The organism is Actinokineospora fastidiosa, assembly GCF_014648415.1.
Classification (GTDB): Bacteria; Actinomycetota; Actinomycetes; order Mycobacteriales; family Pseudonocardiaceae; genus Actinokineospora; species Actinokineospora fastidiosa.
The window spans coordinates 362,068-385,930 of record NZ_BMRB01000003.1 but is presented as its reverse complement, the minus strand read 5'-3'; the positions used below and the strand labels follow the sequence as shown (position 1 = coordinate 385,930).

The following is a 23,863-nucleotide window of genomic DNA, read 5'->3' as shown; positions in this document are numbered from 1 at the left end:
CGTGCGTCCCGTTTTGCGCCCCCCGCGACGAGTTCCCGGACGCGTGGTTGACGGGGCCGAGGGGCCTGGGGCACGGTGTTACCCATCAGTAACAGCCGGGGAGGCGTGGTGTCCGAGATCCTCACCAAGGCCAAGGTGGCGGTGCGCAGCGTCGACGTGATGCGCAGGGCCGGGCTCGTGCCGCTGTCGCGTCCTGACCACGTGCTCAAGTCCGCGCTCGCCGTGCGCAGGCTCGGGCCGATCGCCGGGGCCGCGCAGGTGGCCGCGACCAGGGACAAGACCGCCGTCGGGCTGGTCGACGAGCGCGGCCCGCTGACCTTCCACGAGCTCGACACCCGCTCCAACGCGCTCGCCCGCGCGCTCCAGCAGCGGGGTGTCACCGACAAGTCCGTGGTCGCCCTGCTCGCGCGCGATCACCGAGGGGCCGTCGAGACCATGCTGGCCGCGGGCAAGATCGGCGCCCGGCTGCTGCTCATGAACACCGGCTTCGCCCGCCCGCAGCTGATCGACGTGGCCGAGCGCGAGGGCGTGACCGTCTTCGTGCACGACGAGGAGTTCGCCGACCTCGCCGAGGCGGTGTCCGTTCCGCGGTTCCTGTCCTGGGGCGAGGGCGGCACGACGCTGGAGCAGCTGATCGCCGAGGCCGACGACAAGCCGCTGCCCGCGCCCGCCGAGCCCGGCGGCATGGTGCTGCTGACCAGCGGGACCACCGGCACCCCCAAGGGCGCGCCCCGCCAGGTCCGCTCCCCGCTGGCCGCCGCCCAGTTCCTCGACCGGGTGCCGCTGCGCGCGGGGGAGTGCACGGTCCTCGGCGCGCCGCTGTTCCACGCGACCGGGCTGTCGCAGTTCATCCTGTCGTTCGCCCTCGGGTCCTGCGTCGTGCTGCGGCGCAAGTTCGACCCGGAGACGATGCTGGCCGACATCGCCGCCAACAGGGCCACCGCCGTCGTGCTGGTCCCGACGATGCTGCAGCGCGTCCTCGACCTCGGCCCGGAGGTCCTGGCCAAGTACGACACGTCCTCGCTGCGCATCCTCTTCACCGCGGGCTCGGCGCTCTCCCCCGAGCTGGGCAACCGCGCCACGAAGGCGTTCGGCGACGTCATCCACAACCTGTACGGGTCCACCGAGGTCGCCGTCGCCACCGTGGCCACGCCGGAGGACTGGAAGGCCGCCCCGGGCACCGTGGGCAAGCCGCCCGTGGGCTGCCGGGTCGTGCTCTACGACAACGACGGCAAGCCGATCAGCGAGCCGCACGTCACCGGCCGGGTGTTCGTCGGCAGCGGCCTCAGCTTCGCCGGGTACACCGACGGCCGCACCAAGGACATGATCGACGGCCTGCTCTCCAGCGGCGACATCGGCCACTTCGACGCCGAGGGCAGGCTGTTCATCGACGGCCGCGACGACGACATGATCGTCTCCGGCGGCGAGAACGTCTTCCCGGCCGAGATCGAGAACCTGCTGGTCGAGTACCCCGGCGTGGTCGAGGCGGCCGTCCTCGGCGTCACCGACGAGCAGTTCGGCCAACGCCTCAAGGCCTACGTCGTCGTGGACAACCCCGCCACGGTCACCGCCGACGACCTGCGCGAGCACGTCAAGGCCAACCTGGCCCGCTTCAAGGTCCCCCGCGACGTCGTCTTCCTCGACGAACTCCCCCGCAACGCCACCGGAAAGCTCATGCGCAAGCAGCTCACCGAACTCGGCTGAGCCGCGAAGCCGCCGACGGACGGTTAAGCGGTCAGCGGCGGACGAGGCCATCCAGAGTGGACAACAGCAGCTCCACCAGCGCGTCGTGGTCGGTGCGGCCGCGGCCGGTCCACTCGATGGTCAGCTCCTCGGTGAACGCCCACCAGGCGCGCACCGCGAGTTCGGTGACCTCGTCCGGCTCGGCGAGGCCCAGCGCGTCCAGGGTGCGCTCGGTCAGGGCCGTCTGGGTCTCGTCGTGCACCGCGCGCACCCAGTCGCCCTGGCCGCCCGCGCGGAACAGGCCCACGTACTGCGAGCGCCGCCGGGTCAGGAAGGCGATGTAGCCCTCCACGATCGCGCGCAGCCGCTGCGGACCGGGCGCGTCCGGGTCGACCCGGGTCGCGCGCAGCATGCGGCGGCCCGCCGCGCGCACGACCTCGACGTAGAAGTCCTGCTTGGTGGGGAAGTAGTGGAACAGCAGGCTGCGCGCGATCCCGGCCTGCGCCGCCACGTCGTCGACGGTGATGTCGTGGATCGGCCGGGTGGTCAGCATGCGCAGGCCGATGCCGATCAGCTGGCGGCGGCGGTCCTCGGCGGTGCGCCGGGTCCGGGTGGGCCGCGTCACCTGGTCCATGGTCCTCCTGCTGTTGAGCGCTGCTCGATAAGGAGGGTACCTTGTCGAGCAGTGTTCAATAGCAGTCGTCCGGTCGGGAGGCCGCCGTGGACTTCGCCCACTCCGCCAAAGCCGCCGAGTACCTGGCGCGCGTCACCGAGTTCATCGCCACCGAGATCGAGCCGGTCGAGCCCGAGTACCACCGCGAGCTGGCGCGGCTGGACGACCCGTGGACGGTGCTGCCGGTCATCCCCGAGCTGAAGGCCAAGGCCCGCGAGCGCGGGCTGTGGAACCTGTTCCTCCCGTCGGTCTCCGGCCTGACGAACGTCGAGTACGCCCCGCTGGCCGAGGCCATGGGCCGCTCGGCCATCGCGCCCGAGGTCTTCAACTGCAACGCCCCCGACACCGGCAACATGGAGGTCCTGCACCTCTACGGCTCCCCGGAACAGCAGGAGCGCTGGCTCACCCCGCTGCTCGACGGCGAGATCCGCTCCGCGTTCTGCATGACCGAGCCGGACGTCGCCTCCTCCGACGCCACCAACATGGCCGCCACCGCGGTCGTCAAGGGCGATGAGGTGGTGCTCAACGGCCGCAAGTGGTTCTCCACCGGCATCGGCCACCCCAACTGCAAGGTCCTCATCTTCATGGGCCTGACCGACCCGGACGCGCACAAGTACCTCCAGCACTCGATGGTCCTGGTCCCGCTGGACACCCCGGGCGTCGCGATCGAGCGGATGCTGCCGGTCTTCGGCCGCCACGACGAGCCGTTCGGCCACGGCGAGGTGAGCTTCACCGACGTGCGGCTGCCCGCGAGCGCGATCATCGCCGGGCCCGGCCGCGGCTTCGAGATCGCCCAGGGCCGCCTCGGACCCGGCCGCATCCACCACTGCATGCGGCTCATCGGCCTGGCCGAGAAGTCGCTCGATTTGGCCTGCAAGCGCGCCAGCACGCGCACCGCGTTCGGCAAGCCGCTGGTCAACCTCGGCGGCAACCGCGAGCGCATCGCGCAGGCCCGCATCGCCATCGAGCAGGCCAGGCTGCTGGTGCTGCACGCCGCGTGGAAGATCGACACCGTGGGCGCGATGGCCGCCCGCTCGGAGATCTCCCAGATCAAGGTCGCGGTGCCGAACATGGCCCTCGGCGTGATCGACATGGCCATCCAGCTGCACGGCGGCGCGGGCATGACCGACGACTTCCCGCTGGCCGCCGCCTACTCCGGCGCGCGGTCGCTGCGCCTGGCCGACGGTCCCGACGAGGTCCACCTGGGTGTGATCGCCCGCCTTGAGCTGAAGAAGCACCTGTCGTGAGCCGGGTCCTGGTCACCGGCGCGGGCTCCGGCCTCGGCGCGGCGCTGGCCCGCGGGTTCGCCGCCCGGGGCGATCAGGTCCTGGTGACCGATGTGGACGGTGACGCGGCGAAGGCGGTCGCGGACGGGATCGTTGCCGAGCACCGCGCCCTCGACGTCACCACCGACGACTGGGCCGCCGCCCGCGAGTGGTGCGCCGAGCACTGGGGCGGGCTCGACGTGCTGGTCAACAACGCGGGCGTCGGGTCGGGCGGGCGCATGGAGCGCATCCCGCTCGCCGACTGGGACTGGATCTGGGACATCAACGTGCGCGGCGTCGTCCGCGGCTGCGCCGAGTTCATCCCGGTGTTCAAGGAGGCGGGCGCGGGCCACCTGGTCAACATCGCCTCGCTCGCGGCCATCATGAACCTGCCCGGCATGGCGTCCTACAACGTCACCAAGGCGGGCGTGCTCGCGCTCTCGGAGACCCTGCGCCACGAGCTGCGCCCGTACGGGATCACGACCACCGTCGTGTGCCCGGGTTTCTTCCAGACCAACCTCAACGACCGGCTGCGCACCCCGGACCCGGCCGCGCTCAGGCTCAGCCGGAAGCTGATGGCCTCGGCCACGGTCACCGCAGACGACGTGGCCGCGCGGGTGATCGCGGGCGTCGCCGCCCGCCGGTTCCTGGTGCACACCCACCGCGACGGCCGCCGCGCCCACCGGCTCAAGCGGCTGCTGCCCGGGGTCGTCGACCGCCAAGTCGCCAAGTACTGGGCCCGCATCCGGCCCGCCATGGAGAAGTGATGACGCGCAAGAACATCCTGATCACGGGAGCCAGCTCCGGCCTCGGCGCGGAGATGGCCCGCCAGTTCGCCGCGCGCGGCCGCAACCTCGCGCTCGCGGCGCGCCGGGTGGAGAACCTCGACGGGCTCAAGGCCGAGATCACCGCGGCGAACCCCGGCATCACGGTCAGCGTGCGCGCGCTGGACGTCAACGACCACGACGCGGTGTTCAAGGTGTTCGGCGAGTTCCGCGACGACCTCGGCTCGCTCGACCGGGTGATCGTGAACGCCGGACTGGGCAAGGGCCAGCCGATCGGCACGGGCTACTTCGCGGCCAACAAGCAGACCGCCGAGACCAACTTCGTCGCCGCGCTCGCCCAATGCGAGGCCGCCATGGAGATCCTGCGCGCGCAGAACGCGGGCCACCTGGTGATGATCTCGTCGATGAGCGCCATGCGGGGCATGCCGCGCAACCTGACGACCTACGCGGCAACCAAGGCGGGCGTCTCCGCGCTCGCCGAGGGCATCCGCGCCGACGTGGCCCGCACGCCGATCAAGGTCACCACCATCCACCCCGGCTACATCCGCTCGGAGATGAACGAGCGCGTGGCCAAGACCCCGCTCATGGTCGACACCAGGACCGGCGTGACCGCGATGGTGAAGGCGATCGAGAGCGAGACCGGCAGCGCGTGCGTGCCCCGGTGGCCGTGGAGCGTGCTGGGCTTCGCGATGCGGCACCTGCCGCTGGGCGTCGTGGCGAGGATGTCGTGAGGGACGAGCCCGGTTCGGTCCGCGGCGAGGACAGCTTCGACGTCGCCGCGGTCGACAGCTGGTTGAAGTCCATTGTGGAGCTGGACGGGACGCCGTCGGTGCGGCAGTTCCCCGGCGGGGCGTCGAACCTGACGTACCTGCTGACCTATCCCGGCCGGGAGCTGATCCTGCGCCGCCCGCCGGTGGGCCGCAAGGCCGCGTCGGCGCACGACATGCGCCGCGAGTACCGCGTGCAGCGTGGGCTCAAGCCGGTGTACCCGTACGTGCCGACGGTGATCGGGTTCTGCGACGACCACGCCGTCCTGGGCTCGGACTTCTACGTCATGGAGCGCATCCCGGGCACGATCCTGCGCGGCGAGCTGCCGCCGGGGATGGCGTTGGACGAGGCCGGGGCGCGGAAGCTGTCGACGGCCCTGTTCGACCGGCTGGTGGACCTGCACCGGGTCGACCCGGCCGCGGCGGGCCTTGCCGACCTGGGCAAAGGCGCGGGCTACGTCGGCAGGCAGGTGAGCGGCTGGTCCACGCGCTACCGCGCCGCCCGCACGGAGAACGTGCCCGACTTCGAGTCGGTCATGGCCTGGCTCGCCGAGCACCAGCCCGACGACGTGGCCACGGTCGTCATCCACAACGACTGGCGCTTCGACAACGTCGTGCTCGACGACGCCCTGGACATCGTCGGCGTCCTCGACTGGGAGATGTCCACCCTCGGCGACCCGCTGATGGACCTCGGCGGCGCGGTCGCGTACTGGATCGAGCCCGGCGACGACGCCGTCTTCCAGCAGGCCCGCCGCCAGCCCACCCACGTGCCCGGCATGCTGACCCGCGCGGAACTGGTCGACCACTACTGCGCCGCCTCCGGCCTGCGCCCGGCCAACTGGGCGTTCTACGAGGTGTTCGGCCTGTTCCGGCTCGCGGTGATCATGCAGCAGATCTACTACCGGTACCACCACGGGCAGACGCACAACGAGCGGTTCAAGGACTTCTGGATGTTCGTGGGCTACCTGGAGTGGCGCTGCCGGGAGGTGGCGGGCCGGTGAGCGTCGTCTACCTCGTCCGCCACGGCCAGGCGTCCTTCGGCCAGGCGGACTACGACGTGCTGTCCCCGACGGGCGAGCGCCAGGCGAAGATCGTCGGCGCGGAACTGGCGTCGCGGGGCGTGCGGCCGGTGTCGGTGCTGTCGGGGACGCTGTCGCGGCAGAAGGCCACCGCCGAGATCGCCTCGGCCGCCGCGGGCCTGTCGGTGCCGTGCGTGGCGGACGCGCGCTGGAACGAGTACGACCACCTGGGCCTGGTGGCGGCCTTCGTCGACCCGCTGCCGACCGATCCCCGCGATTACCAGTCGGCGCTGGATCGCGCGCTGCACACGTGGGTTACCGAAGGCAGGGTCGCGGGCGCAGCAGGTTCATTTGCGGACTTCGCCGCCGCGGGCACCGCCGCCCTCGCCGAGGTTTCACGTGCGGGAACCGCCCTGGTCTTCACCTCCGGCGGCGTGATCGCGGCCTTGTGCGCGGGCCTGCTGGGCTTGGGACCAGCGGGTCTGGTGGCGTTGAACAGGGTCGTGGTCAATGCCGCCATCACCAAGATCGTGGTCGGCCGCTCCGGTTCGTCCCTGGTGTCGTTCAATGACCACGGGCACTTCGAGGGCCCTAATCGCGAGTTGCTGACATACAGATAGATCACTCATCCGTGGTACCTGAAAGGCCAAGCCGGACGCCTCCCGATCAAGATAGTTTGCCGACCTGACACGCGATTGCGAGCTGAGAAAGGGTCGGCACAATGGGAGGCGCTCGAAAACCGTCGCAGGCAAGGGATCGCGCCATCGGCGCCCTGCTCCGCACCATCCGCACCGAGCGGACCGACCTGTCCCTCGAACAGGCCGCCGCTGCCGTGGGGATCTCCACCCCCACACTCAGCAGGACCGAGAACGGCAAACGCCACATCACCGTCGAGGACGTGGCCAGCCTGCTGACGGTGTACAAGGTCCCGTATGCGGAGCGGGAGAGCATCTGCGCGACCGTCAGGGCACCCAACCTGTCGGGCTGGTGGTCGCGGGCGCACGTCGGGCTACGAGACGGCGTGACGACCTTGGTTGGCTATGAGTCCACGGCGAACGTGCTGACGGACTGGTCGAACACCCTGGTGCCGGGCTTGTTGCAGACCTCCGCGTACGCGGTGGGTTTCATGACCACCGACGGTGCTTCGAGCGCGGAGGCGGAGGTTCGGTGGCAGGCTCGAATGCGCAGGCAGCAAATTCTTCCTACCGTCGACTACACGGCGTTCATCTTCGAGCCTGTGCTCCACATCCCGTACGGCGGAAGGGAGGCGCTGGTCGAGCAACTTCGCCACCTGCACGACGTGGGCACCAGGGGAGTCGGAGTCCGCATTGTTCGATGCGAGCCGCACGCGGCAATGCACTCCTGGTTGCTGATCGAGTCCCCGATCTGCCCACCGGTCGTCCACGTCGAGCTACAGCGCAGCACTGTGGATCTGCATGACGAAGAGGTCGAAGTCTATCTGGAGTTGCGTTCACACCTGAGCAAGATCGCCCTTTCGGCCTCGGAAAGCCGCAGTATGATCGAGCGGCTGATAGAGAGGGTGAGCCCATGACCTGGCGAAAGTCGTCGCGTTCCGGCAACGAGAGCAACTGCGTCGAGCTGCGACAAGACCTGAGCGCCGCCCGCGACAGCAAGAACCCGAACGCCACCCTCCCCCTCACCCCCACCGCGATCCGGAACCTCATCGCCCACGTGCGGTGAACTAGGCACCACACCTTCAGGTGTCTCCGCTCCCTCGGCTGGCGGCTGACTGCAGGGCGACTGATCTGCCATTACTGGTACGCCATGAATGCGGATAGCCGAGGAGGGACGCCCCATGTCTTCCGCGAATCTTCCCACCGTTCGCTACGGCAGGTCCCTGGTCTCCGAATCGCTGGTGCGCCGGTTGTCCGCGAGGATCGCCTGCGATCACGGAGTGGATCGGGAGCTGGCGGAGCGGATCGTGGACCAGGCTGTGGCGTTCGTGGCCACCTGCGGCAGCACAGGGCGGGATGTCGCTCCGTTGTCGCCCAGCAGGCAGGTTGACATCGGGTGGCACACCTTCATCTGGCTCGACACCCGTGCCTACCACGAATTCTGCGAGCGTGTCTGCGGCCGGTACATCCACCACATCGACCACGATGGTGGCGCACCGGGGCAGGCGCGGGCGGACACAGTCGATGCGATCCGGCAGGCGGGTTTCTTCGTGGACGCCGAGTTGTGGCCGAGCTCTGCGTCCTGCGGCCCCTGCCACGAGGACGGCAACTGCAACGCCTCAGGTGGCGACGGGAACGAGAACTCCGACACGCGCAGGAAGTTCGCTGCGGCGCTAGGGTGACTCCCGGCTGCACAAGGGCGACGCGGCCCGGTAGGAGGCCTGATGCCCGCGAAGCTGTCCTGGGACGACCTGCCGGGCGCTGTTCGTCTGTCGGTGGAGCGGCACGCGGACCCGATCTCCGTCGTCGAACGGGTCGTGGTCGGGCAGAGCAGCGACATCACCTGCGTGCTGCACCTCGGTGACTCGCGTCGGGTCTTCCTCAAGGGCGTCCGAGGTCGCCGTCCCGCGATGCGGTGGTTGCGCAACGAGACAGCCGCCGCTCGGCATGTTGTCGGCATCGCCCCCGAAGTCCTGTTCTCCGAGGATGTCGCGGTCGATGGTGACGACTGGCTGGTGGTGGGCTTCGAGCACGTGTCGGGTCGACCCGCGGACCTCTCGCCAGGGTCGCCCGATCTCGACCCGGTCGCCCAGGTCGTCGAGCGGATCGCCGAGGTCAGGGCGCCGGACCTGCGTCCGTTGACCATGCGCTGGCCGGAGACGCACTGGTGGCGTGACCTCGCCGTCGCGCAACCGGAAGCCGTGCACGGCCTCGACCCCGCCCGACTGGACGCGCTCTCCACCGAGCTGCCCGCATTGGTCGACGGGGATCGGCTTGTTCACACCGACCTGCACGGGGACCAGTTCCTGCTGTGCGGTCCTTCCGCCCGCGTGATCGACTGGGGGATGCCGGGCAGGGGCGCGGCCTGGGTGGACACCGCCTACCTGATCGTGCGGCTCATCGAGCGCGGACACTTCCCTGCCGAGGCCGAATCATGGGCGCGGAGCCGGGGAACCTGGTCGGCCGCCGCGGAAGCCGCGCTGACCCCGTGGGCCGTCTACCTCGCTGGGATGTGGACAAGCTGGGTGCGGCAGGGCCGCTGTACCGCCACGCGTGCTGCGCTCGCCCAGCGCTACATGCGATGGCGTCTGGGCACTTGACCTCTTCCATAGTGGAGGTTGCACGATCGCCGTCATGAACCAACTGAACGGCGTGCAGTCGTGAAGGCCGTTGTCGCCACCGCTGCCGGTGGTCCCGATGTCCTCGAACTGGTCGACCTACCCGACCCCCTGCCCGGTCCCGGCCAGATCCGCGTGCGGGTCAAAGCGGCTGGTGTGCAGCCGTTTGACATCGGTGTTCGGCAGGGGTGGGCGCCCAGGGGGATCGAGATCCGGCATCCCCAGCTGTTGGGCAACGAGTTCGCGGGCGTGGTCGACCTGCTCGGCCCGGACGTCACCGCCTTCGCCCCGGGGGACGCCGTCGTCGGGTTCGCGGTTCTCGCCTGCTACGCCGAATACGTCGTCGTCAACGTCGATCAGGTCGTGGTCAAGCCTGCGGCCATGTCCTTCGAGCAGGCGGGTGGGTTGTCCGGCAGTGGCCAGGCCGCCCACACCGCGCTCGAAGACCTGGGCGTGGGCGCGGGTGACACGCTGCTCGTGCACGCCGCAGCGGGCGGGGTCGGGACGGTGGCTGTGCAGCTTGCCAAACAACGGGGCGCGACCGTGATCGGCACGGCCAGCGAGGCGAACCACGAGTACCTGCGCGAGCTGGGTGCCATCCCCGTCACCTACGGCCCAGGGCTCGTCGAACGCGTCCGGGCGGTCGCGTCGAACGGTGTAGACGCGGCGCTCGACGGGGCGGGGGCGGAGGCGTTGCGGGCGTCGGTCGAGTTGGTGGCCGACCGGTCGCGGATCGGGACGCTCGTGGCGTTCGACCTGGTCGACGAACTCGGGGTGCGGGCGTTGTTCAGCAGGCGGTCGGGCGACCGGCTCGCCGCGCTGATCGCGGCGCACCCGCGTGTCCACGTCCGCGCGACGTACCCGCTCGCCGACGCGGCCGCCGCGCACCGCGACGTCGAGGCCGGGCATGGTAGGGGCAAAGTCGTCATCGTGCCTTGACTATTGGCGGCTCGTGCGCGTGGACCACAGCTTGCACGTCTGGATCTGGTGCAGCCAGAAAGTGGTCGCGTCGCGCTTGTCGGCGATGGTGGCGGTGACGATCAGCGGGTCGGGCTGGTTGTTGAGCCGGAAGTAGGCGGCGTCGGGGAAGTCGCGTCTGGGGCCTGCGGCGTGCACCACCAGGGCGTCCAGCGGCGGCAGGCCGCGCTCGGCGCAGCGTTGGTGGAACTGGGTCATGAACTCGTCGATCACTTGCGGGTCGGCCGAGGGCAGACCGGCCGCGCTGAACAGCTGCGAGTAGTTCGTCAGCGCGCCATTGGTCTGGATCACATGGTCGATGGCCTGGTCGACGTGCTCCCTGGTGAAGTGCACGGCCTGCTCCCTGAACCTTGAAAGGGCGTGGGTGAACTGCATCGTCGGGAGCAGCGCGGATGCTACCTGCGGTGGTGGCATCCGGTCCCGCTCGTCAGGATGGGGGAGACGCCGACCAGAAGGAGCCGATGATGCGCAGGCCCGCGATCGAGCCCGTCGTCTGGAAGGCGCCCCGCGCCGGCCGCAGGCCCCCGCCGTCGCTGCCGCCGCTGACCGTCTGGCACGTCAACGGCAGCGGGGCCGAGGACGTCCTGGTCGACGACAAGGGCAACGTCTACACCGGCGTCGACGACGGCCGCGTCCTGCGGCTCACCTCCGACGGGCGGCGGCTGGACACGATCGCCGACACCGGGGGCCGCCCGTTGGGGCTGGAACACCTGCCCGATGGTCGACTCCTGGTGTGCGACGCCAAGCGCGGCCTGCTGGCCGTCGACCGGGTGACGGGCGCGGTGGAGACGCTGGTGCCCAGGAGCCCGCAGCTGCACCTGTGCAACAACGCCGCCGTCACCGCGGACGGCACGATCTACTTCACCGACTCCACCCAGCGGTTCGAGCTGACCCACTGGAAGGCTGACCTGCTCGAGCACACCGGGACCGGCCGGTTCCTGCGCCGCACCCCGGACGGCACGGTCGACGTCCTGCGCAGCGGCCTGCAGTTCCCCAACGGCGTCGCGCTCGCCCCGGACGAGTCCTTCGTGGTCTTCGCCGAGATGTGGGAGTACCGGCTGATCCGGCTGTGGCTCTCCGGCGCGCGGGCGGGCGAGTTCGACGTCATCGCCGACAACCTGCCCGGCTTCCCCGACAACATCTCCACCGGCAGCGACGGGCACATCTGGATCGCCTTCGCCAACCCGCGCGACCCGCGCCTCGACCTGCTGCTGCGGACCCCGCCCGCGCTGCGCAAGGCGCTGTGGCGGCTTCCGGAGCGGTTGCAGCCCGCGGAGAAGAAGACCGTGTGGGTACGGGCGATCGACGGCGGCACCGGCCAGGTGCTGCACGACTTCTACGGCGCCGGTGTCGGCTACCACATGGTCACCGGGGTCCGGGAGCACGACGGCCGGGTGTACCTGGGCAGCCTGGAGGAACGCGCGGTGGCGTTCTTCGACCTGCCGTAGTGTCGAGTGGCATGTCGCCCAGAATCGCCACCGCTGAGCATCCCGAGCGCGATGAGTTGATCTCTTTCCTGCGGGGCCGCTCGCGGTGCGTGCTGGTCACGACCAGGGCGGACGGGACGCCGCAGCTGTCGCCGGTCTCGGCGGGCGTCGACGCGGCGGGCAGGCTGGTCGTGTCCACCTATCCCGAGCGGGCGAAGGCGCGCAACATCCGGCGCACCCCCTCGGTCTCGGCGTGCGTGCTCTCCGACGACTGGAACGGGCCGTACGTGCAGGTCGACGGCCGGGCCGAGGTGCTCGACCTGCCGGACGCGCTGGAGCCGCTGGTCGAGTACTACCGGTCGATCTCCGGCGAGCACCCCGACTGGGACGACTACCGCGCCGCGATGGTGCGCCAGGGCAAATGCCTGATCCGGGTGGAGATCCAGCGGTGGGGGCCGATCGCTACCGGGGGCTTCCCGCCTCGGCTGGCGCCCGCGTGAGCACGCGGTCCAGCGCGAGCGCGCCGAAGGCCAGGAGCAGGAACAGCACGGCGACGGCCAGGCTGTTCAGCAGGACGCTGCCGTAGCCGTTCAGCGCCACGTCCAGGAACGGGTACGGGTAGAACTCCGCGATCGGGCCGCGGATCAGCGTGAACACCAGGTACAGCGCGGGGAACAGCAGCGCGTGCAGCGCCGTCCGGAGCCCGATCCGGGCGCGCGGGCCGAACAGCAGCCAGCCGACGACCGTCAGGATCGGGGTCGCGGTGTGCAGCAGCAGGTCCGCGATGTGCGCGAGGCCGGTCAGGTCATAGAGCGAGCGCAGGACCGTGTGGTAGACGACGCCGGTCACGGTGATGCCGATGAGGCCCGCCAGGCGGAACGCCGCGAACACCGGTCCCGTGCGGTTCGGATCGCGTGCGAGCAGGGCGTGCGTGGCGCAGACGATCAGGTTCGACTGGATCGTGAAGTAGCAGAGCATGTTGAAGACGCGGCCTGCGGCGGTCTCGAACTGACCGCTGGTCGCCGTGATCGAGACCGTGGTCTGCACGGCGAGCCCGGCCAGCGCGACCAGGGCCGTGAGGCCGAACCAGAGCCGGGACGTGGGGCGCATGTGGGTGAACATAACCCCGGGCCGTGACCGAACGCGTGTGATGCTCGCGTAATTCAGCGATTGGAGTGTGATTTGAGTGGCATTCGGGTCGGCGAACGGGTGGTCGGGTCCGCGGCGGTGATCGCTCCGTTATAGTCCGTGGGCCTGGTGTGACCGGGCAATCCCCCTTGTGTGGCTGGAGGAGTTTCGTGACGCCCTTGGTCGTGACCACCCGGCGGACGCGCTCCGCCGTCGTGGTCGCCGCGCGGGGGCGCATCGACCTTGCGGGCGAGGAGCCGTGGCGCCAGCAGGTCGAGGAGGCCTGCGGGGAGAACTCCGCGAAGATGCTCGTCGTGGTGGACCTGACCGAGGTGGGATACCTCAGCGTCGGCACCGCGCCCCTGCTGATCAGGGCGCATTACCACTGCCTGCACCGGGGACGGCGGCTGCGCGTCGCGGCCCGGCCGGGGCCGGTGCTGCGCACGCTGCACCTGACCGGCGTCCACGAGATCGTCTCGATCTGCCCGGACCTCGACGCCGCGCTGCGGCCGCTGGTCGCCTCGCGGTGGTAAACGGGCGCGACACGCGTTATTGATCCGACGGCACGCGATGATGCCTGATCGAGTTATCCGGCGTGGAGCAATTCTGGCCGTCCGTGACGGAATGTCCCATTCCGGCCCCGATGGTGGTCGCCCGTACCGCGACCGCCGTATCCGGACCGGGTGAAGCCGGGGTGATCACAATGGGTGATCATATGGTGTCCTTTGATTGCGCCTGGTAGCGGTTGAAAGGGGGCAGTGGACCAAACCGGAGAGGAACTTCGATGAATCGACACCTCGGGCGGATCGCGGCCGCTGTCATGGCCGTGGGCGTGATGTCCACGGCGGCCACGGGCCTCGCCATCGCGACGACCCCGGTGGTCGCCGAGAGCGAGCCCCGGACCGTCGAGTCCGACCTGACGGCACTGCACGAGCGCATCGCGACCGCCGTGACGGCGGGCGACTCCTTCGCCCTGATCGAGGCCGTCACCGACCTGCCGCCCGCGATCGCCGCCGCCTACGAGGTGGCGCGGTCGGAGCGGGCGTTCGGACTGCTCGACGAGGCCGACGCGCTGGCGGCGCAGATCCGGGACTCCTGGCCGTGGGACCCGTACCGGCCGCCGACGGCGGTGGCCACGCTGGTCAACTCGCTGCTCAGCGTGATCGAGGCGTACCTGCAGGAGATGGGCGAGCCGGTCGTGGTGCATCACCCGGTGCCGGTGTGGGAGCCCGTGCCCATGTGGGGACCGGTGCCCCTGTGGGGACCGGTGCCGGTGTGGGGGCCTGACCCGGTGGTCGGCGAGCCCGCTGCCGAGGCGCCGGTGATCGAGGACCCGGTGGTCGAGGAGCCCGCGATCGAGGACCCGGTCATCGAGGAGCCGGTGATCGACCAGCCGGAGGTCAGCGGTCCGGTGATCGGGGACGCGGTGTCGACCCCGGCGGCGCCCTGAGAACTTTCTCGGCGCCTCGGTCCGTGCCGCCGTCTCTCGTTCGTCGTATAGGTGTAGGACGACGATGGGAGACGGACAGTGAAGTACATGCTCATGATCTACGCGGGCTCGGCGGACGAGGCGCAGTGCACGTTCGAGGACTGGGTGGCCTACGACAAGACCGTCAAGGACGCGGGCGTGTTCGTCTCCGGGCACACCCTCAAGGACCTCACCACCGCCACGACCGTCCAGGTGGACGCGGCGGGGGAGGCCACCGTGACCGACGGGCCGTACGCGGAGACGCGCGAGGTCCTGGGCGGCTACTACATCATCGACGTGCCGGACCTCGACGTGGCGCTGGACTGGGCGCGGCGGTGCCCGGGGGCGCGGGACGGGGCGGTCGTCGTCCGGCCGGTCGCCGAGTTCTGAGGTGGACTCCGCCGTCTTCCGCGAGGAGCGGGGCAGGCTGCTCGCCGCCCTCGTGCGCCGCTTCGGCGACCTCGACCTGGCCGAGGACGTCGCCTCCGAGGCGATCGAGGCGGCACTGGTGCGCTGGCCGGTCGACGGCGTCCCGGACCGGCCCGGCGCCTGGCTGCTGACCACGGCCCGGCGCCGGGCGGTCGACCGCCTGCGCCGCGACCGGACGTACGCGGCGCGGCTGGCGATCCTGCAGGTCGAGGCGGACCGCGCCGACCCGGCGCCACCGGCGGACGCGACCGCCGACCTGCCCGACGAGCGGCTGCAGCTGTTCTTCACCTGCGCCCACCCGGCGCTGCCCGCCGAGGACCGCGTGGCGCTGACGCTGCGCTGCCTGGCCGGGCTGACCACCGCCGAGGTGGCCCGCGCGTTCCTGGTCCCGACCGCGACGATGAGCAAGCGGATCGTGCGGGCGAAGAACAAGATCCGCGAGGCCCGCATCCCGTTCCGCGTGCCGGGCGCCGACGAGCTGCCGTCGCGGCTGCCCGGGGTGCTGCAGGTCGTGTACTCGGTGTTCACCGAGGGCTACGCGGCCAGCTCCGGTGACGCCCTCCAGCGGCTCGACCTGGCGGCGGAGGCCATTCGGCTGGCGCGCATCCTGCGCCGCCTGCTGCCGGGCGAGCGGGAGGTCGCGGGCCTGCTGGCGCTGATGCTGCTGGTCTTCGCCCGCCGCGACGCCCGCACCGGCCCCTCGGGGGAGCTGGTGCTGCTGGAGGACCAGGACCGGTCCCGCTGGGACCGTCCGATGATCGACGAGGGCCGGGCGCTGGTGGAGACCGCGCTGACCGGGGGTGCGCCCGGCCCGTACGGCGTGCAGGCGGCGATCGCGGCCCTGCACGACGAGGCCGCGTCGGTGGAGTCGACCGACTGGCCGCAGATCGTGGCGCTGTACGACGTGCTGCTGGCCATGACGCCGTCCCCGGTGGTCGCCGTCAACCGCGCCGCGGCCGTCGCGATGCGGGACGGTGCGGAGGCGGGGCTGGCGCTGCTGGACGAGCTGGCGGACGAGCCGCGGCTGCGCGCCTACCACCCCTACGCGTCGGCGCGGGGAGACCTGCTGACCCGGCTGGGCAGGGCGGCCGACGCCGCTGCGGCCTACCGGCAGGCGCTGGAGCTGGCCGGAACGGAACCCGAACGCGCCCACGCGCGCCGACGACTGGAGGAGATCGGTGATTCCTGACTGGACCCGCGCCGAGCGGCTGAGCCTGGCGGACTTCCTGGACGCCCTGACCGACGCCGAGTGGCGCGCCCCGTCGCTGTGTCCCGGCTGGACGGTCCACGACGTGGCCGCTCACATGACCTTGTCGACCCGGACAGGCTGGCGCGAGTGCATCGTGGGGGCGATCCGCGCCCGCGGCGACTTCAACCGAATGGTCGCCCGCGCGGCGACGGAACGGGCCGCCCGGTTCGACCGGGTGGAGCTGGTCGCCCAACTGCGGGAGACGGCGGGCTCACCCCGCCGCGCTCCCGGGTCGGGCCTCCTCGACCCCCTGGTGGACGCCTTGGTCCACGGCCAGGACGTGGCCCGCGCCCTGGGACGGGTGCGGGAGATGCCGGAGGAGCAGACGGTGGCCGCCCTGGAACACGTCCTGGCCAGCCGGTTCTACGGCGCCCGCAAACGCTTCCGCACCATCCGCCTGGTAGCCACCGACGCCGACTGGACCTCCGGCACCGGCGAGGACCGCCACGCTCCCTTGGGAGACCTCCTCCTGGCTGCCACCGGCAGAACCGTGACCCTCACGCCAGCAGGGTGATCACCCCAGATGATCCCACCATCCAGATGACAACATCATCTAAATGATCAGACCATGTGGATGATGAGACCATCTGAATGAGTGCAACGCTGAGCAACCTGGCCATTCAGATGATCAGATCATTTGAAGCGCGCCGAACCGGATGCTCGCCCGATCCGAAGGGTCCGAACCTCCGAATGGCCCGACCTTCCGGATGTCCTGATCATCCGAATGACCTGATCATCCAGATGGCTCCATCATCCGAAGGGTCTGATCATCCAGGCGGCTCTGCACCCAGATGACCTGATCATCCAGGTAGCTCCGCACCAGATGACCTGATCATCCGGGTGCTCCCCACTCAGATGGCCTGATCATCCAGGCGGACTTAGCATTCAGGGCGGCCCGAATCCCGGATGGCCCGACCATCCGGATGGCCCGACCATCCGGATGGTCTCGGCATCCAGGTGGTCTGTTCATTCAGATGGGCCCGATCGTTCAGATGGTCTGATCATTCGGATGGTCGCATCATCTGAGCTTGTCGATCCCCGGCGGTTCGGATGATCTCGTCATCTGGGCGCTGAAGGTGTGCGGTCGCGTGGACGATGTGACGATCTGGCTTACTCAGATGATGTGGTCATCTGGGGAGGGGCGGGGGGATCGGCACGGAGACGGTCGGCTCGGGTGGTCAGGTAGCGCTGTTCGGGGGCGCTGGCGGTGGCTCGGGCGGCGGCCAGGTAGGCGGCGCGGGCGGCGGTGGGGTCGCCGGTCATCTCCAGCAGGTGGGCGCGGACGGCCGCCAGGCGGTGGTGGTGGGCCACCCGGCTGTCGTCGTCCAGGGTGTCCAGCAGGGCCAGGCCCGCCGACGGCCCCTCCACCATCGCCACCGCCACCGCGTGGCTCAGGGTGACCATCGGGTTCGGCGCGATCCGCGACAGGATGCGGTACAGGACCGCGATCTGCCGCCAGTCCGTCTCCGCCGCCGACGGCGCCTCCGCGTGCACCGCCGCGATCGCCGCCTGCAGGCGGTACGGCCCCAGTCCACCCGTCGACATCGCCGAGGACGCCAGGCGCACGCCCTCCGTGATCTGGTCGCGGTTCCACAGCGTCCGGTCCTGCTCCTCCAGGGGCACCAGACCGCCGTCGGGGGCGGTGCGGGCCGGGCGGCGGGCGTCGGTGAGGAGCATCAGCGCCAGCAGGGCCGTCACCTCCGGCTCGTCGGGCAGCGCCGCGCGGGCCAGGCGGGTGAGGCGGATGGCCTCGGCGGTCAGGTCGGTGTTCAGCAGGTCCGCGCCCGCGCCCGCCGTGTAGCCCTCGTTGAAGATCAGGTACAGCACCTGGAGCACGGCGGGCAGCGCGCCATCGTGCTCGGTGAACCCGCCCCGCACCCGGGCCTTCGCGCGGCTGATGCGCTGGGCCATCGTCGCCTCCGGCACCAGGAACGCCCGGGCGATCTGCGCCGTCGTCAGCCCGCCCACCGCGCGCAGCGTCAACGCCACCTGCGACGACGGCGACAGGTCCGGATGGCAGCACAGGAACAGCAGCCGCAGCGTGTCGTCCACCGCCGACGGCTCCGACGGGACGGTCCGCAGCGCGTCGGCCTCCTCGCGGCGGCGGCGGGCCGACTCGCTGCGCCACATGTCGGTCAGCCTGCGCGTGGCCACCGTCAGCAGCCACGCGCGCGGGTCGTCCGGCATCCCCGAGGGCCACTGGGTGACGGCCGCCAGCAGCGCCTCCTGCACGGCGTCCTCGCACGCGTCGAACTGCCCGTGCCTGCGCACGAGGGTCCCGAGGACCTGCGGGGCCAGCGCCCGCAGGTCCGCCTCGAAGCCGCTCACATCTCCATGCCCGCGTCGAACATGATCTGCCGGACCTCCACGCCCATCCCGGGCACCGCCGCGTCCGGGATCATCGCGGCCAGCTCCAGCGCCCGCGCCTGGCTCTCGCAGTCGACCAGGTAGTACCCGGCCAGGAACTCCTTGGTCTCGATGTACGGCCCGTCGCTGACCACGGGCACGCCGTCGCGCACGCGCACGACCCGCGCCGTGGACGGGTCGGCCAGCGCCTGGGTGTTGATGAACTCGCCGGACTCCCTGATCGCGGCCATGAACCCCTCGTGGGCGTTCATCACCGCCTGGCGCTCGTCCTCGGTCAGCGCCTCCCAGGCGGAGGGGTTCATGTGCAGCATGAGCAGGAACTTCATGGTGTCTCCCTATCAGGTCGGTCACCCCCCGGTCGGAGCCGCCGCCGCCGTTTCGACATCCGTGCGCTCATCGGGTGCACGGCAATCCGAAGGATGAGCGCCACACCACGCTGTGTGAGGGTTGATCGGGACGTTGGGGAGGTAGCACATGACGGCCGCCGAGTCGGAGTACCCGCGGGTGCGGGCGCGCACCGCCAAGGAGCGCAAGGCCGCCCGGCCGCGGCCGATGTGGCTGCTGCGCTCCCAGCTCGCCGAGCTGCGCGACGAGGTCGAGGCGGGCAGGGCCGCGGCCGTGGAGCGCCAGCACGCGCTGGGCAAGCGCACCGCGCGCGAGCGGATCGACCTGCTGCTCGACGAGGACTCCTTCGTCGAGCTGGAGATCTACCGCACGCACCAGGCCCGGGGGTTCGGCATCGACGGGAACCGCCCGCACTCCGACGGCGTGGTCGCCGGGTCGGGCACGATCGACGGCCGCAGGGTGTTCGTCTACGCCCAGGACTTCACCCTGTTCGGCGGCTCGCTGGGCGCCGCGCACGCCGCGAAGATCCACAAGGTGATGGACCTCGCGCTGGCCGCGGGCGCGCCGCTGATCGGGCTCAACGACAGCGGCGGCGCGCGCATCCAGGAGGGCGCGCTGTCCCTGGACGGCTACGGCGGCATCTTCCGCCGCCACGTCGAGGCGTCCGGGGTCATCCCGCAGATCAGCGTGATCCTCGGCCCGTGCGCGGGCGGCGCCGCCTACTCGCCCGCGCTGGCCGACTTCACCTTCATGGTCCGCGACACCGCGCAGATGTACCTGACCGGGCCGGACGTGGTGAAGACCGTCACCGGCGAGGACGTCACCCACGAGGAACTCGGCGGCGCGGACGTCCACGGCACCCGCTCGGGCGTGGCCACCTTCGTCCACGACGACGAGGAGAGCTGCCTGCACGACGTGCGCTACCTGGTATCGCTGCTGCCGTCGAACAACCTGGAGTCCCCGCCAGCCGAACCGGCCTGCGGGGCGCAGAGCGACGAGCGGCCCCGCCTGGCCGAGATCGTGCCCACCGAGCCCAACCAGCCCTACGACATGCGCGCCGTGCTGGCCGAGCTGGTCGACGACGGCGAGTACATCGAGATCCACGAGCACTGGGCGGGCAACGTCGTCTGCGCGCTCGGCCGCATCGATGGCGAGGTCGTGGGCGTCGTCGGCAACCAGCCGATGGTGTTCGCGGGCGTGCTGGACAGCCCCGGCGCGCAGAAGGCCGCCCGGTTCGTCCGGTTCTGCGACGCGTTCAACATCCCGCTGGTGACGCTGGTCGACGTGCCCGGCTTCCTGCCCGGCACCGAGCAGGAGTACGGCGGCATCATCCGCCACGGCGCCAAACTGCTGTACGCCTACTGCGAGGCGTCCGTGCCCAGGGTGCAGGTGATCGTGCGCAAGGCCTACGGCGGCGCGTACATCGTGATGGACTCGCGCAGCGTCGGCACCGACCTGTCGCTGGCGTGGCCCACCAACGAGATCGCCGTCATGGGCGCGGAGGGCGCGGTCAACGTCCTGCACCGCAAGCGCCTCGCCGAGGCGCCCGACCCGGACGACCTGCGCGCCGAACTCATCCAGGAGTACCGCGAGACCCTCATGTACCCGCTCTACGCCGCAGAGCGCGGCTTGGTCGACGACGTCATCGATCCGGTGCGCACGCGCGCCGCGGTGGCGCGCGGGCTGGCGATGCTGCGCCACAAGCGCAGGCAGGCGCCCCGGCGCAAGCACGGGAACATCCCGCTGTAGCGCTTCCAGCCGCCGTCCCGACCGCGCGCAGCCGCGCGGCCGGGCGGTGCCGTACGCCCGCGACGCCGCCGCGGGCCCGACCCGGCCGGTGAGGAGACGATCAGCACCCTGCCCAGCACGGTCTCGGACGTCGGCGGGCCAGCCGCCGCCGCGCTCCGACCCGCCCACAGCCGCACCGACCCCGCCAGAGCCGGGGTCGGGCACGTGCACCAGCGGGGCGCCGCCGCGCTCCGCCCCGATCGCGCGGCCTGCCTCGCCAGGACCGCGGACGAGGAAAGGAATCGCGCTCATGGTCATCGTGATGTCGTCGGAGGCCACCCCGGCCCAGGTCGCCGAGGTCGTGCGCCGGGTGGAGGCCGAGGGCGGACAGGCGTTCGTCAGCCGCGGTGTCGCCCGGGTCATCATCGGAGTCGTCGGCGAGGTGGAACGCGTGGCCTCCCTCAACCTGGCCGCGCTCCCCGGGGTCGCCAGGGTGAAGCGGGTCAACTCGGGGTACATGCTGGTCAGCCGGGAGAACCACACCGCGAGGTCGGTCGTCGAGGTCGGCGGTGTCCCCATCGGACCCGACAGCATCACCCTCATCGCCGGCCCGTGCGCGGTGGAGACGCCCGAGCAGACGCTCGCCGCGGCGCGGATGGCCAGGGTCGCGGGCGCCACGCTGCTGCGCGGCGGGGCCTACAAGCCCCGCACGTCCCCCTACGCCTTCCAGGGCCTGGGCGTCGAGGGGCTGCGCATCCTGGCCGACGTGCGGGCCGAGACCGGCCTGCCGGTGGTGACCGAGGTCGTCGCCGCCCGTGACGTCGACGTCGTCGCCGAGCACGCCGACATGCTCCAGGTCGGCACCCGGAACATGCAGAACTTCCAACTGCTGCAGGCCGTCGGCGACGCGGGCAAGCCGGTGATGCTCAAGCGCGGCATGACCGCGACCATCGAGGAGTGGCTGCTCGCCGCCGAGTACATCGCCCAGCGGGGCAACCTCGACATCGTGCTGTGCGAGCGCGGGATCCGCACCTACGAGACCGCGACGCGCAACACGCTCGACGTCGCCGCCGTGCCGGTCGTGCAGCACCTGTCGCACCTCCCGGTGATCGTCGATCCTTCGCACTCCGGCGGCCGCCGCGACCTGGTCATCCCGCTCAGCCGCGCGGGCCTGGCCGCGGGCGCCGACGGGCTGATCGTCGACGTCCACCCGCACCCGGAGACGGCGCTGTGCGACGGCCCGCAGGCCCTCGTCGGCGCCGACCTCGTCGAGCTCTCCCGCGCGGTCGCGGTGTTCTCCTCGGTGATGGGCCGGGACCAGCGCTTCGAGCGGTTGGCCGGGTAGGCCGCATGCCCGCTCCCTGGTGAACACCGCCCGCCGCGACTGTCGTCCGCGGCGGGCGGTGTTTGCCGGGGGGCGACCATCTATCACAAGGATAGGAGTCCGGCGGGCCACCGGTAAGTGAACCGGGAAGCGGTCCGGAGTGAATTCGTCACCGCGCCGGAATCCGTTGGCGCACAACGGCGAACGCCGGAGCACCGTGGTCGGTGCTCCGGCGTTCCGCGATCGGTGTCAGGCGGCCCAGGGCTCGGTCTTGGCGATGAAGCCCTCGGCGTGCAGCGGCGTGTTCATGTACGCCGCGACCTTCCACTGGCCGTTGTCGCGCGCGACGATCCACGCGGCGCGGACCTCGGAGTGGTGGGCCACCTCGGACTCACCGGACTCCAGGATGCCGCCCAGGGAGATCAGCACGGCGGCGTCCGGGCCCAGCGGGCGCAGGTCGATCGGCTTGCCCGCGACCTGGGTGCCCTTGTAGACGCCCTTGAACGCGGCCACCAGGTACTCCTGGACCTGCGCCCGGCCCTTGAGGTGCACGCCGGGCAGCGTCATGGTGCCGTCCTCGGTGAACACGCTCGCGAAGGTCTCCGCGTCGTGGTAGGCCCAGGAGGCGAGGACTTTCTGGGTCAGCGAGGCGATGGCGACCTTGTCGCCGTCGGAGAGCGTGGTCATGGTTCTCCCTCAGATGTAGAGCGTGTTGGGCTCCAGGCCGCACAGGACCCGGCCGTACAGCTCGGCGTTGGTGTTGGGGTGCATCAGCGCGTGCAGGTTGACCGCGGCGACATCGCGGGCGATCCGCTGGATCGGGATGTCGGAGTAGATCGACGACCCGCCGCTGGCCGAGGCAAAGATGTCCACCGCCTCCTTCGACAGCCGGACCACGGCGCCGAGGTCGGCGCGGGCGCGAGCGCGCTCCTCCAGCTTCCACTCCGTCCCGTCGACGCACTTGCCGTCGACGAGGTCGGTCAGCCGGTGGGCGTGGAACTCGGCCTGGTCCAGCTTCATCGTCGCCTCGGCCACCTGCAGGTGGGTCAGCGGCGCCTCGCGCTGGCTCTCGTAGGCGGTGTAGGTGATCTTGCGGTTCGGCAGCCTGCGCAGGAACACGTCGCGGGCGGCGCGGCCCATGCCCAGCGCGGTGCCGACCGACGACGCGGCGGCCACCGGCAGCAGCGGGGCGTTGTAGATGGCCGACCCCGCGTTGCCCCGCGACGCCGACTGGCCCTGCAGCACCGCGGGCAGCGGCACGACGCGCTGCTGCGGGATGAACAGGTCCTTGGCCACGGTGCTCACGCTGCCGGTGCCCTTGAGGCCCGAGGTGTACCAGTCGTCGACGATCAGCAGGTCCGAGATCGGGACCAGCGCCATGATCGGGTACGGCTCGCCCTCCGGCGGCATGAAGATCGCGATGACCTCCTGCCAGTGCGCGTGGTGCGCGCCGCTGATGAACTGCCACTTGCCGGTGACCACCACGCCGCCGTCGGCGGGGGCGGCCATCGCCGAGGGGCTCAGCGTGCCGCAGATGCGGGTGTCGGGCGTGGCGAAGACCTCGTCCTGCACCTCGTCGGGGAACAGGCAGGCCATCCAGCCCGGGATCGTGTAGACCGACGACACCCAGGACGCCGACGCGTCGCCCCTGGCGAGCTCGGCGGCCACGTCGACCAGGGTGCGGGTGTCGGCCTCGAACCCGCCGTAGCGCTTGGGCCTGCGCAGCTTGAACAGCTCGGCGTCGGCCATCGCCTCGACGACCTCGTCGTGCAGGCGGCGGTTCTCCTCGGACCAGTTCGCGTGCTTCTGCAGCAGGGGCGCCAACTTCGCGGCGCGTTGGACAAGTTCCTCTCGCGGCGGAACCTCGGTCGTCATTCGCCTTTCCTCCTACGCGCACTAGGGAATCCCTTCCGTACGGTCGCACCGGGGCCTCTCGTGAGGCACCTTCGGGTGTGCGGGGTTGGGCGGGAAACCG

Annotated in this window: 27 protein-coding genes; 20 read left to right on the top strand and 7 right to left on the bottom strand. The window is 70.9% G+C overall.

Going from position 1 to position 23,863, the window contains the following annotated elements:
- Positions 1–159: 159 nt before the first annotated feature.
- Entirely contained in the window at positions 160–1,704 is a 1,545-nt protein-coding gene (locus IEY98_RS20760) for an acyl-CoA synthetase (protein WP_229787204.1), read from the top strand.
- A gap of 31 nt (positions 1,705–1,735) precedes the next feature.
- Here the strand turns inward: IEY98_RS20760 and IEY98_RS20755 are convergent, their stop codons facing one another.
- Positions 1,736–2,317 carry a TetR/AcrR family transcriptional regulator gene (locus tag IEY98_RS20755; protein WP_189212227.1) on the bottom strand — a complete coding sequence of 194 codons (582 nt, stop codon included), beginning with the start codon at positions 2,315–2,317 and terminating at the stop codon, positions 1,736–1,738.
- 86 nt (positions 2,318–2,403) lie between these two features.
- Between IEY98_RS20755 and IEY98_RS20750 the strand changes: the two genes are divergently transcribed.
- The 10 genes from IEY98_RS20750 (at position 2,404) to IEY98_RS20705 (ending at position 10,384) form a co-directional block, all read left to right on the top strand.
- Positions 2,404–3,603 (top strand): acyl-CoA dehydrogenase family protein, encoded by a 1,200-nt coding sequence (locus IEY98_RS20750; RefSeq protein ID WP_189212226.1) that lies wholly within the window; start codon positions 2,404–2,406, stop codon positions 3,601–3,603.
- A complete protein-coding gene (locus tag IEY98_RS20745) occupies positions 3,600–4,388 on the top strand; it encodes an SDR family NAD(P)-dependent oxidoreductase (protein ID WP_189212225.1) in 789 nt (262 codons plus the stop codon). The genes IEY98_RS20750 and IEY98_RS20745 overlap by 4 nt, the downstream gene beginning before the upstream one ends.
- Complete coding sequence (locus IEY98_RS20740) at positions 4,385–5,137, top strand: SDR family oxidoreductase (protein ID WP_229787106.1); 753 nt, start codon at positions 4,385–4,387, stop codon at positions 5,135–5,137. The genes IEY98_RS20745 and IEY98_RS20740 overlap by 4 nt, the downstream gene beginning before the upstream one ends.
- Positions 5,134–6,174 carry a phosphotransferase family protein gene (locus IEY98_RS20735; RefSeq protein ID WP_189212223.1) on the top strand — a complete coding sequence of 347 codons (1,041 nt, stop codon included), beginning with the start codon at positions 5,134–5,136 and terminating at the stop codon, positions 6,172–6,174. The genes IEY98_RS20740 and IEY98_RS20735 overlap by 4 nt, the downstream gene beginning before the upstream one ends.
- Positions 6,171–6,812 carry a histidine phosphatase family protein gene (locus tag IEY98_RS20730; RefSeq protein WP_189212222.1) on the top strand — a complete coding sequence of 214 codons (642 nt, stop codon included), beginning with the start codon at positions 6,171–6,173 and terminating at the stop codon, positions 6,810–6,812. The genes IEY98_RS20735 and IEY98_RS20730 overlap by 4 nt, the downstream gene beginning before the upstream one ends.
- A gap of 101 nt (positions 6,813–6,913) precedes the next feature.
- Entirely contained in the window at positions 6,914–7,744 is an 831-nt protein-coding gene (locus tag IEY98_RS20725; RefSeq protein ID WP_189212221.1) for a helix-turn-helix domain-containing protein, read from the top strand.
- A complete protein-coding gene (locus tag IEY98_RS20720) occupies positions 7,741–7,893 on the top strand; it encodes a DUF397 domain-containing protein (protein WP_189212220.1) in 153 nt (50 codons plus the stop codon). Before IEY98_RS20725 ends, IEY98_RS20720 begins: the two co-directional genes overlap by 4 nt.
- Before the next feature lie 115 nt (positions 7,894–8,008).
- Complete coding sequence (locus IEY98_RS20715; RefSeq protein ID WP_189212219.1) at positions 8,009–8,509, top strand: glycine-rich domain-containing protein; 501 nt, start codon at positions 8,009–8,011, stop codon at positions 8,507–8,509.
- 42 nt (positions 8,510–8,551) lie between these two features.
- Complete coding sequence (locus tag IEY98_RS20710) at positions 8,552–9,427, top strand: phosphotransferase family protein (protein ID WP_229787105.1); 876 nt, start codon at positions 8,552–8,554, stop codon at positions 9,425–9,427.
- A 60-nt stretch (positions 9,428–9,487) separates the two neighbouring features.
- Positions 9,488–10,384: an NADP-dependent oxidoreductase gene (locus tag IEY98_RS20705; RefSeq protein WP_189212218.1), complete on the top strand. Its 897-nt coding sequence runs from the start codon at positions 9,488–9,490 to the stop codon at positions 10,382–10,384.
- On the opposite strand, the gene IEY98_RS20700 is transcribed toward IEY98_RS20705, so the two are convergent.
- Complete coding sequence (locus IEY98_RS20700) at positions 10,385–10,756, bottom strand: hypothetical protein (protein ID WP_189212217.1); 372 nt, start codon at positions 10,754–10,756, stop codon at positions 10,385–10,387.
- Between the two features lie 131 nt (positions 10,757–10,887).
- On the opposite strand from IEY98_RS20700, the gene IEY98_RS20695 reads away from it, so the two are divergent.
- On the top strand, positions 10,888–11,871 hold the full coding sequence (locus tag IEY98_RS20695) for an SMP-30/gluconolactonase/LRE family protein (RefSeq protein WP_189212216.1): 984 nt from the start codon (positions 10,888–10,890) through the stop codon (positions 11,869–11,871).
- Between the two features lie 11 nt (positions 11,872–11,882).
- The gene (locus tag IEY98_RS20690; protein WP_189212215.1) at positions 11,883–12,350 is read left to right on the top strand and encodes a PPOX class F420-dependent oxidoreductase; all 468 of its coding nucleotides are present in this window, start codon (positions 11,883–11,885) and stop codon (positions 12,348–12,350) included.
- Here IEY98_RS20690 and IEY98_RS20685 read toward each other — a convergent pair.
- The gene (locus IEY98_RS20685; protein ID WP_189212214.1) at positions 12,313–12,960 is read right to left on the bottom strand and encodes a Pr6Pr family membrane protein; all 648 of its coding nucleotides are present in this window, start codon (positions 12,958–12,960) and stop codon (positions 12,313–12,315) included. The genes IEY98_RS20690 and IEY98_RS20685 overlap by 38 nt on opposite strands.
- 188 nt (positions 12,961–13,148) lie before the next feature.
- Between IEY98_RS20685 and IEY98_RS20680 the strand changes: the two genes are divergently transcribed.
- From IEY98_RS20680 to IEY98_RS20660, 5 genes are all read left to right on the top strand, one after another.
- A complete protein-coding gene (locus IEY98_RS20680) occupies positions 13,149–13,511 on the top strand; it encodes an STAS domain-containing protein (protein WP_189212213.1) in 363 nt (120 codons plus the stop codon).
- Positions 13,512–13,762: 251 nt separating this feature from the next.
- Complete coding sequence (locus IEY98_RS20675; protein ID WP_189212212.1) at positions 13,763–14,428, top strand: hypothetical protein; 666 nt, start codon at positions 13,763–13,765, stop codon at positions 14,426–14,428.
- A gap of 78 nt (positions 14,429–14,506) precedes the next feature.
- The gene (locus IEY98_RS20670; RefSeq protein WP_189212211.1) at positions 14,507–14,836 is read left to right on the top strand and encodes a YciI family protein; all 330 of its coding nucleotides are present in this window, start codon (positions 14,507–14,509) and stop codon (positions 14,834–14,836) included.
- A 1-nt stretch (position 14,837) separates the two neighbouring features.
- The gene (locus IEY98_RS20665) at positions 14,838–16,064 is read left to right on the top strand and encodes an RNA polymerase sigma factor (RefSeq protein WP_189212210.1); all 1,227 of its coding nucleotides are present in this window, start codon (positions 14,838–14,840) and stop codon (positions 16,062–16,064) included.
- Positions 16,054–16,638 (top strand): maleylpyruvate isomerase family mycothiol-dependent enzyme, encoded by a 585-nt coding sequence (locus tag IEY98_RS20660; RefSeq protein ID WP_189212209.1) that lies wholly within the window; start codon positions 16,054–16,056, stop codon positions 16,636–16,638. The genes IEY98_RS20665 and IEY98_RS20660 overlap by 11 nt, the downstream gene beginning before the upstream one ends.
- 596 nt (positions 16,639–17,234) lie before the next feature.
- On the opposite strand, the gene IEY98_RS20655 is transcribed toward IEY98_RS20660, so the two are convergent.
- Together IEY98_RS20655 and IEY98_RS20650 are read right to left on the bottom strand one after the other, a co-directional pair.
- Positions 17,235–18,452: an RNA polymerase sigma factor gene (locus IEY98_RS20655; protein WP_189212208.1), complete on the bottom strand. Its 1,218-nt coding sequence runs from the start codon at positions 18,450–18,452 to the stop codon at positions 17,235–17,237.
- On the bottom strand, positions 18,449–18,817 hold the full coding sequence (locus IEY98_RS20650) for a YciI family protein (RefSeq protein WP_189212207.1): 369 nt from the start codon (positions 18,815–18,817) through the stop codon (positions 18,449–18,451). Before IEY98_RS20650 ends, IEY98_RS20655 begins: the two co-directional genes overlap by 4 nt.
- A gap of 226 nt (positions 18,818–19,043) precedes the next feature.
- On the opposite strand from IEY98_RS20650, the gene IEY98_RS20645 reads away from it, so the two are divergent.
- Entirely contained in the window at positions 19,044–20,585 is a 1,542-nt protein-coding gene (locus IEY98_RS20645) for an acyl-CoA carboxylase subunit beta (protein ID WP_189212494.1), read from the top strand.
- 289 nt (positions 20,586–20,874) lie between these two features.
- Complete coding sequence (gene aroF / locus IEY98_RS20640) at positions 20,875–21,909, top strand: 3-deoxy-7-phosphoheptulonate synthase (protein ID WP_189212206.1); 1,035 nt, start codon at positions 20,875–20,877, stop codon at positions 21,907–21,909.
- 228 nt (positions 21,910–22,137) lie between these two features.
- Here aroF and IEY98_RS20635 read toward each other — a convergent pair whose 3' ends face one another.
- Both IEY98_RS20635 and IEY98_RS20630 read right to left on the bottom strand, forming a co-directional pair.
- The gene (locus tag IEY98_RS20635; protein WP_189212205.1) at positions 22,138–22,575 is read right to left on the bottom strand and encodes an SgcJ/EcaC family oxidoreductase; all 438 of its coding nucleotides are present in this window, start codon (positions 22,573–22,575) and stop codon (positions 22,138–22,140) included.
- Positions 22,576–22,584: 9 nt separating this feature from the next.
- Positions 22,585–23,763 carry an acyl-CoA dehydrogenase family protein gene (locus tag IEY98_RS20630; RefSeq protein WP_189212204.1) on the bottom strand — a complete coding sequence of 393 codons (1,179 nt, stop codon included), beginning with the start codon at positions 23,761–23,763 and terminating at the stop codon, positions 22,585–22,587.
- Positions 23,764–23,863: the final 100 nt, after the last annotated feature.

Coding starts and splice junctions, on each gene's coding strand:
- IEY98_RS20630 (WP_189212204.1), bottom strand. CDS start 23,763: ATGACGACCGAGGTTCCGCCGCGAGAGGAACTTGTCCAACGCGCCGCG.
- IEY98_RS20755 (WP_189212227.1), bottom strand. CDS start 2,317: ATGGACCAGGTGACGCGGCCCACCCGGACCCGGCGCACCGCCGAGGAC.
- IEY98_RS20710 (WP_229787105.1), top strand. CDS start 8,552: ATGCCCGCGAAGCTGTCCTGGGACGACCTGCCGGGCGCTGTTCGTCTG.
- aroF (WP_189212206.1), top strand. CDS start 20,875: ATGGTCATCGTGATGTCGTCGGAGGCCACCCCGGCCCAGGTCGCCGAG.
- IEY98_RS20645 (WP_189212494.1), top strand. CDS start 19,044: ATGTGGCTGCTGCGCTCCCAGCTCGCCGAGCTGCGCGACGAGGTCGAG.
- IEY98_RS20760 (WP_229787204.1), top strand. CDS start 160: ATGCGCAGGGCCGGGCTCGTGCCGCTGTCGCGTCCTGACCACGTGCTC.
- IEY98_RS20685 (WP_189212214.1), bottom strand. CDS start 12,960: ATGCGCCCCACGTCCCGGCTCTGGTTCGGCCTCACGGCCCTGGTCGCG.
- IEY98_RS20690 (WP_189212215.1), top strand. CDS start 11,883: ATGTCGCCCAGAATCGCCACCGCTGAGCATCCCGAGCGCGATGAGTTG.
- IEY98_RS20725 (WP_189212221.1), top strand. CDS start 6,914: ATGGGAGGCGCTCGAAAACCGTCGCAGGCAAGGGATCGCGCCATCGGC.
- IEY98_RS20675 (WP_189212212.1), top strand. CDS start 13,763: ATGAATCGACACCTCGGGCGGATCGCGGCCGCTGTCATGGCCGTGGGC.
- IEY98_RS20650 (WP_189212207.1), bottom strand. CDS start 18,817: ATGAAGTTCCTGCTCATGCTGCACATGAACCCCTCCGCCTGGGAGGCG.
- IEY98_RS20635 (WP_189212205.1), bottom strand. CDS start 22,575: ATGACCACGCTCTCCGACGGCGACAAGGTCGCCATCGCCTCGCTGACC.
- IEY98_RS20720 (WP_189212220.1), top strand. CDS start 7,741: ATGACCTGGCGAAAGTCGTCGCGTTCCGGCAACGAGAGCAACTGCGTC.
- IEY98_RS20695 (WP_189212216.1), top strand. CDS start 10,888: ATGCGCAGGCCCGCGATCGAGCCCGTCGTCTGGAAGGCGCCCCGCGCC.
- IEY98_RS20715 (WP_189212219.1), top strand. CDS start 8,009: ATGTCTTCCGCGAATCTTCCCACCGTTCGCTACGGCAGGTCCCTGGTC.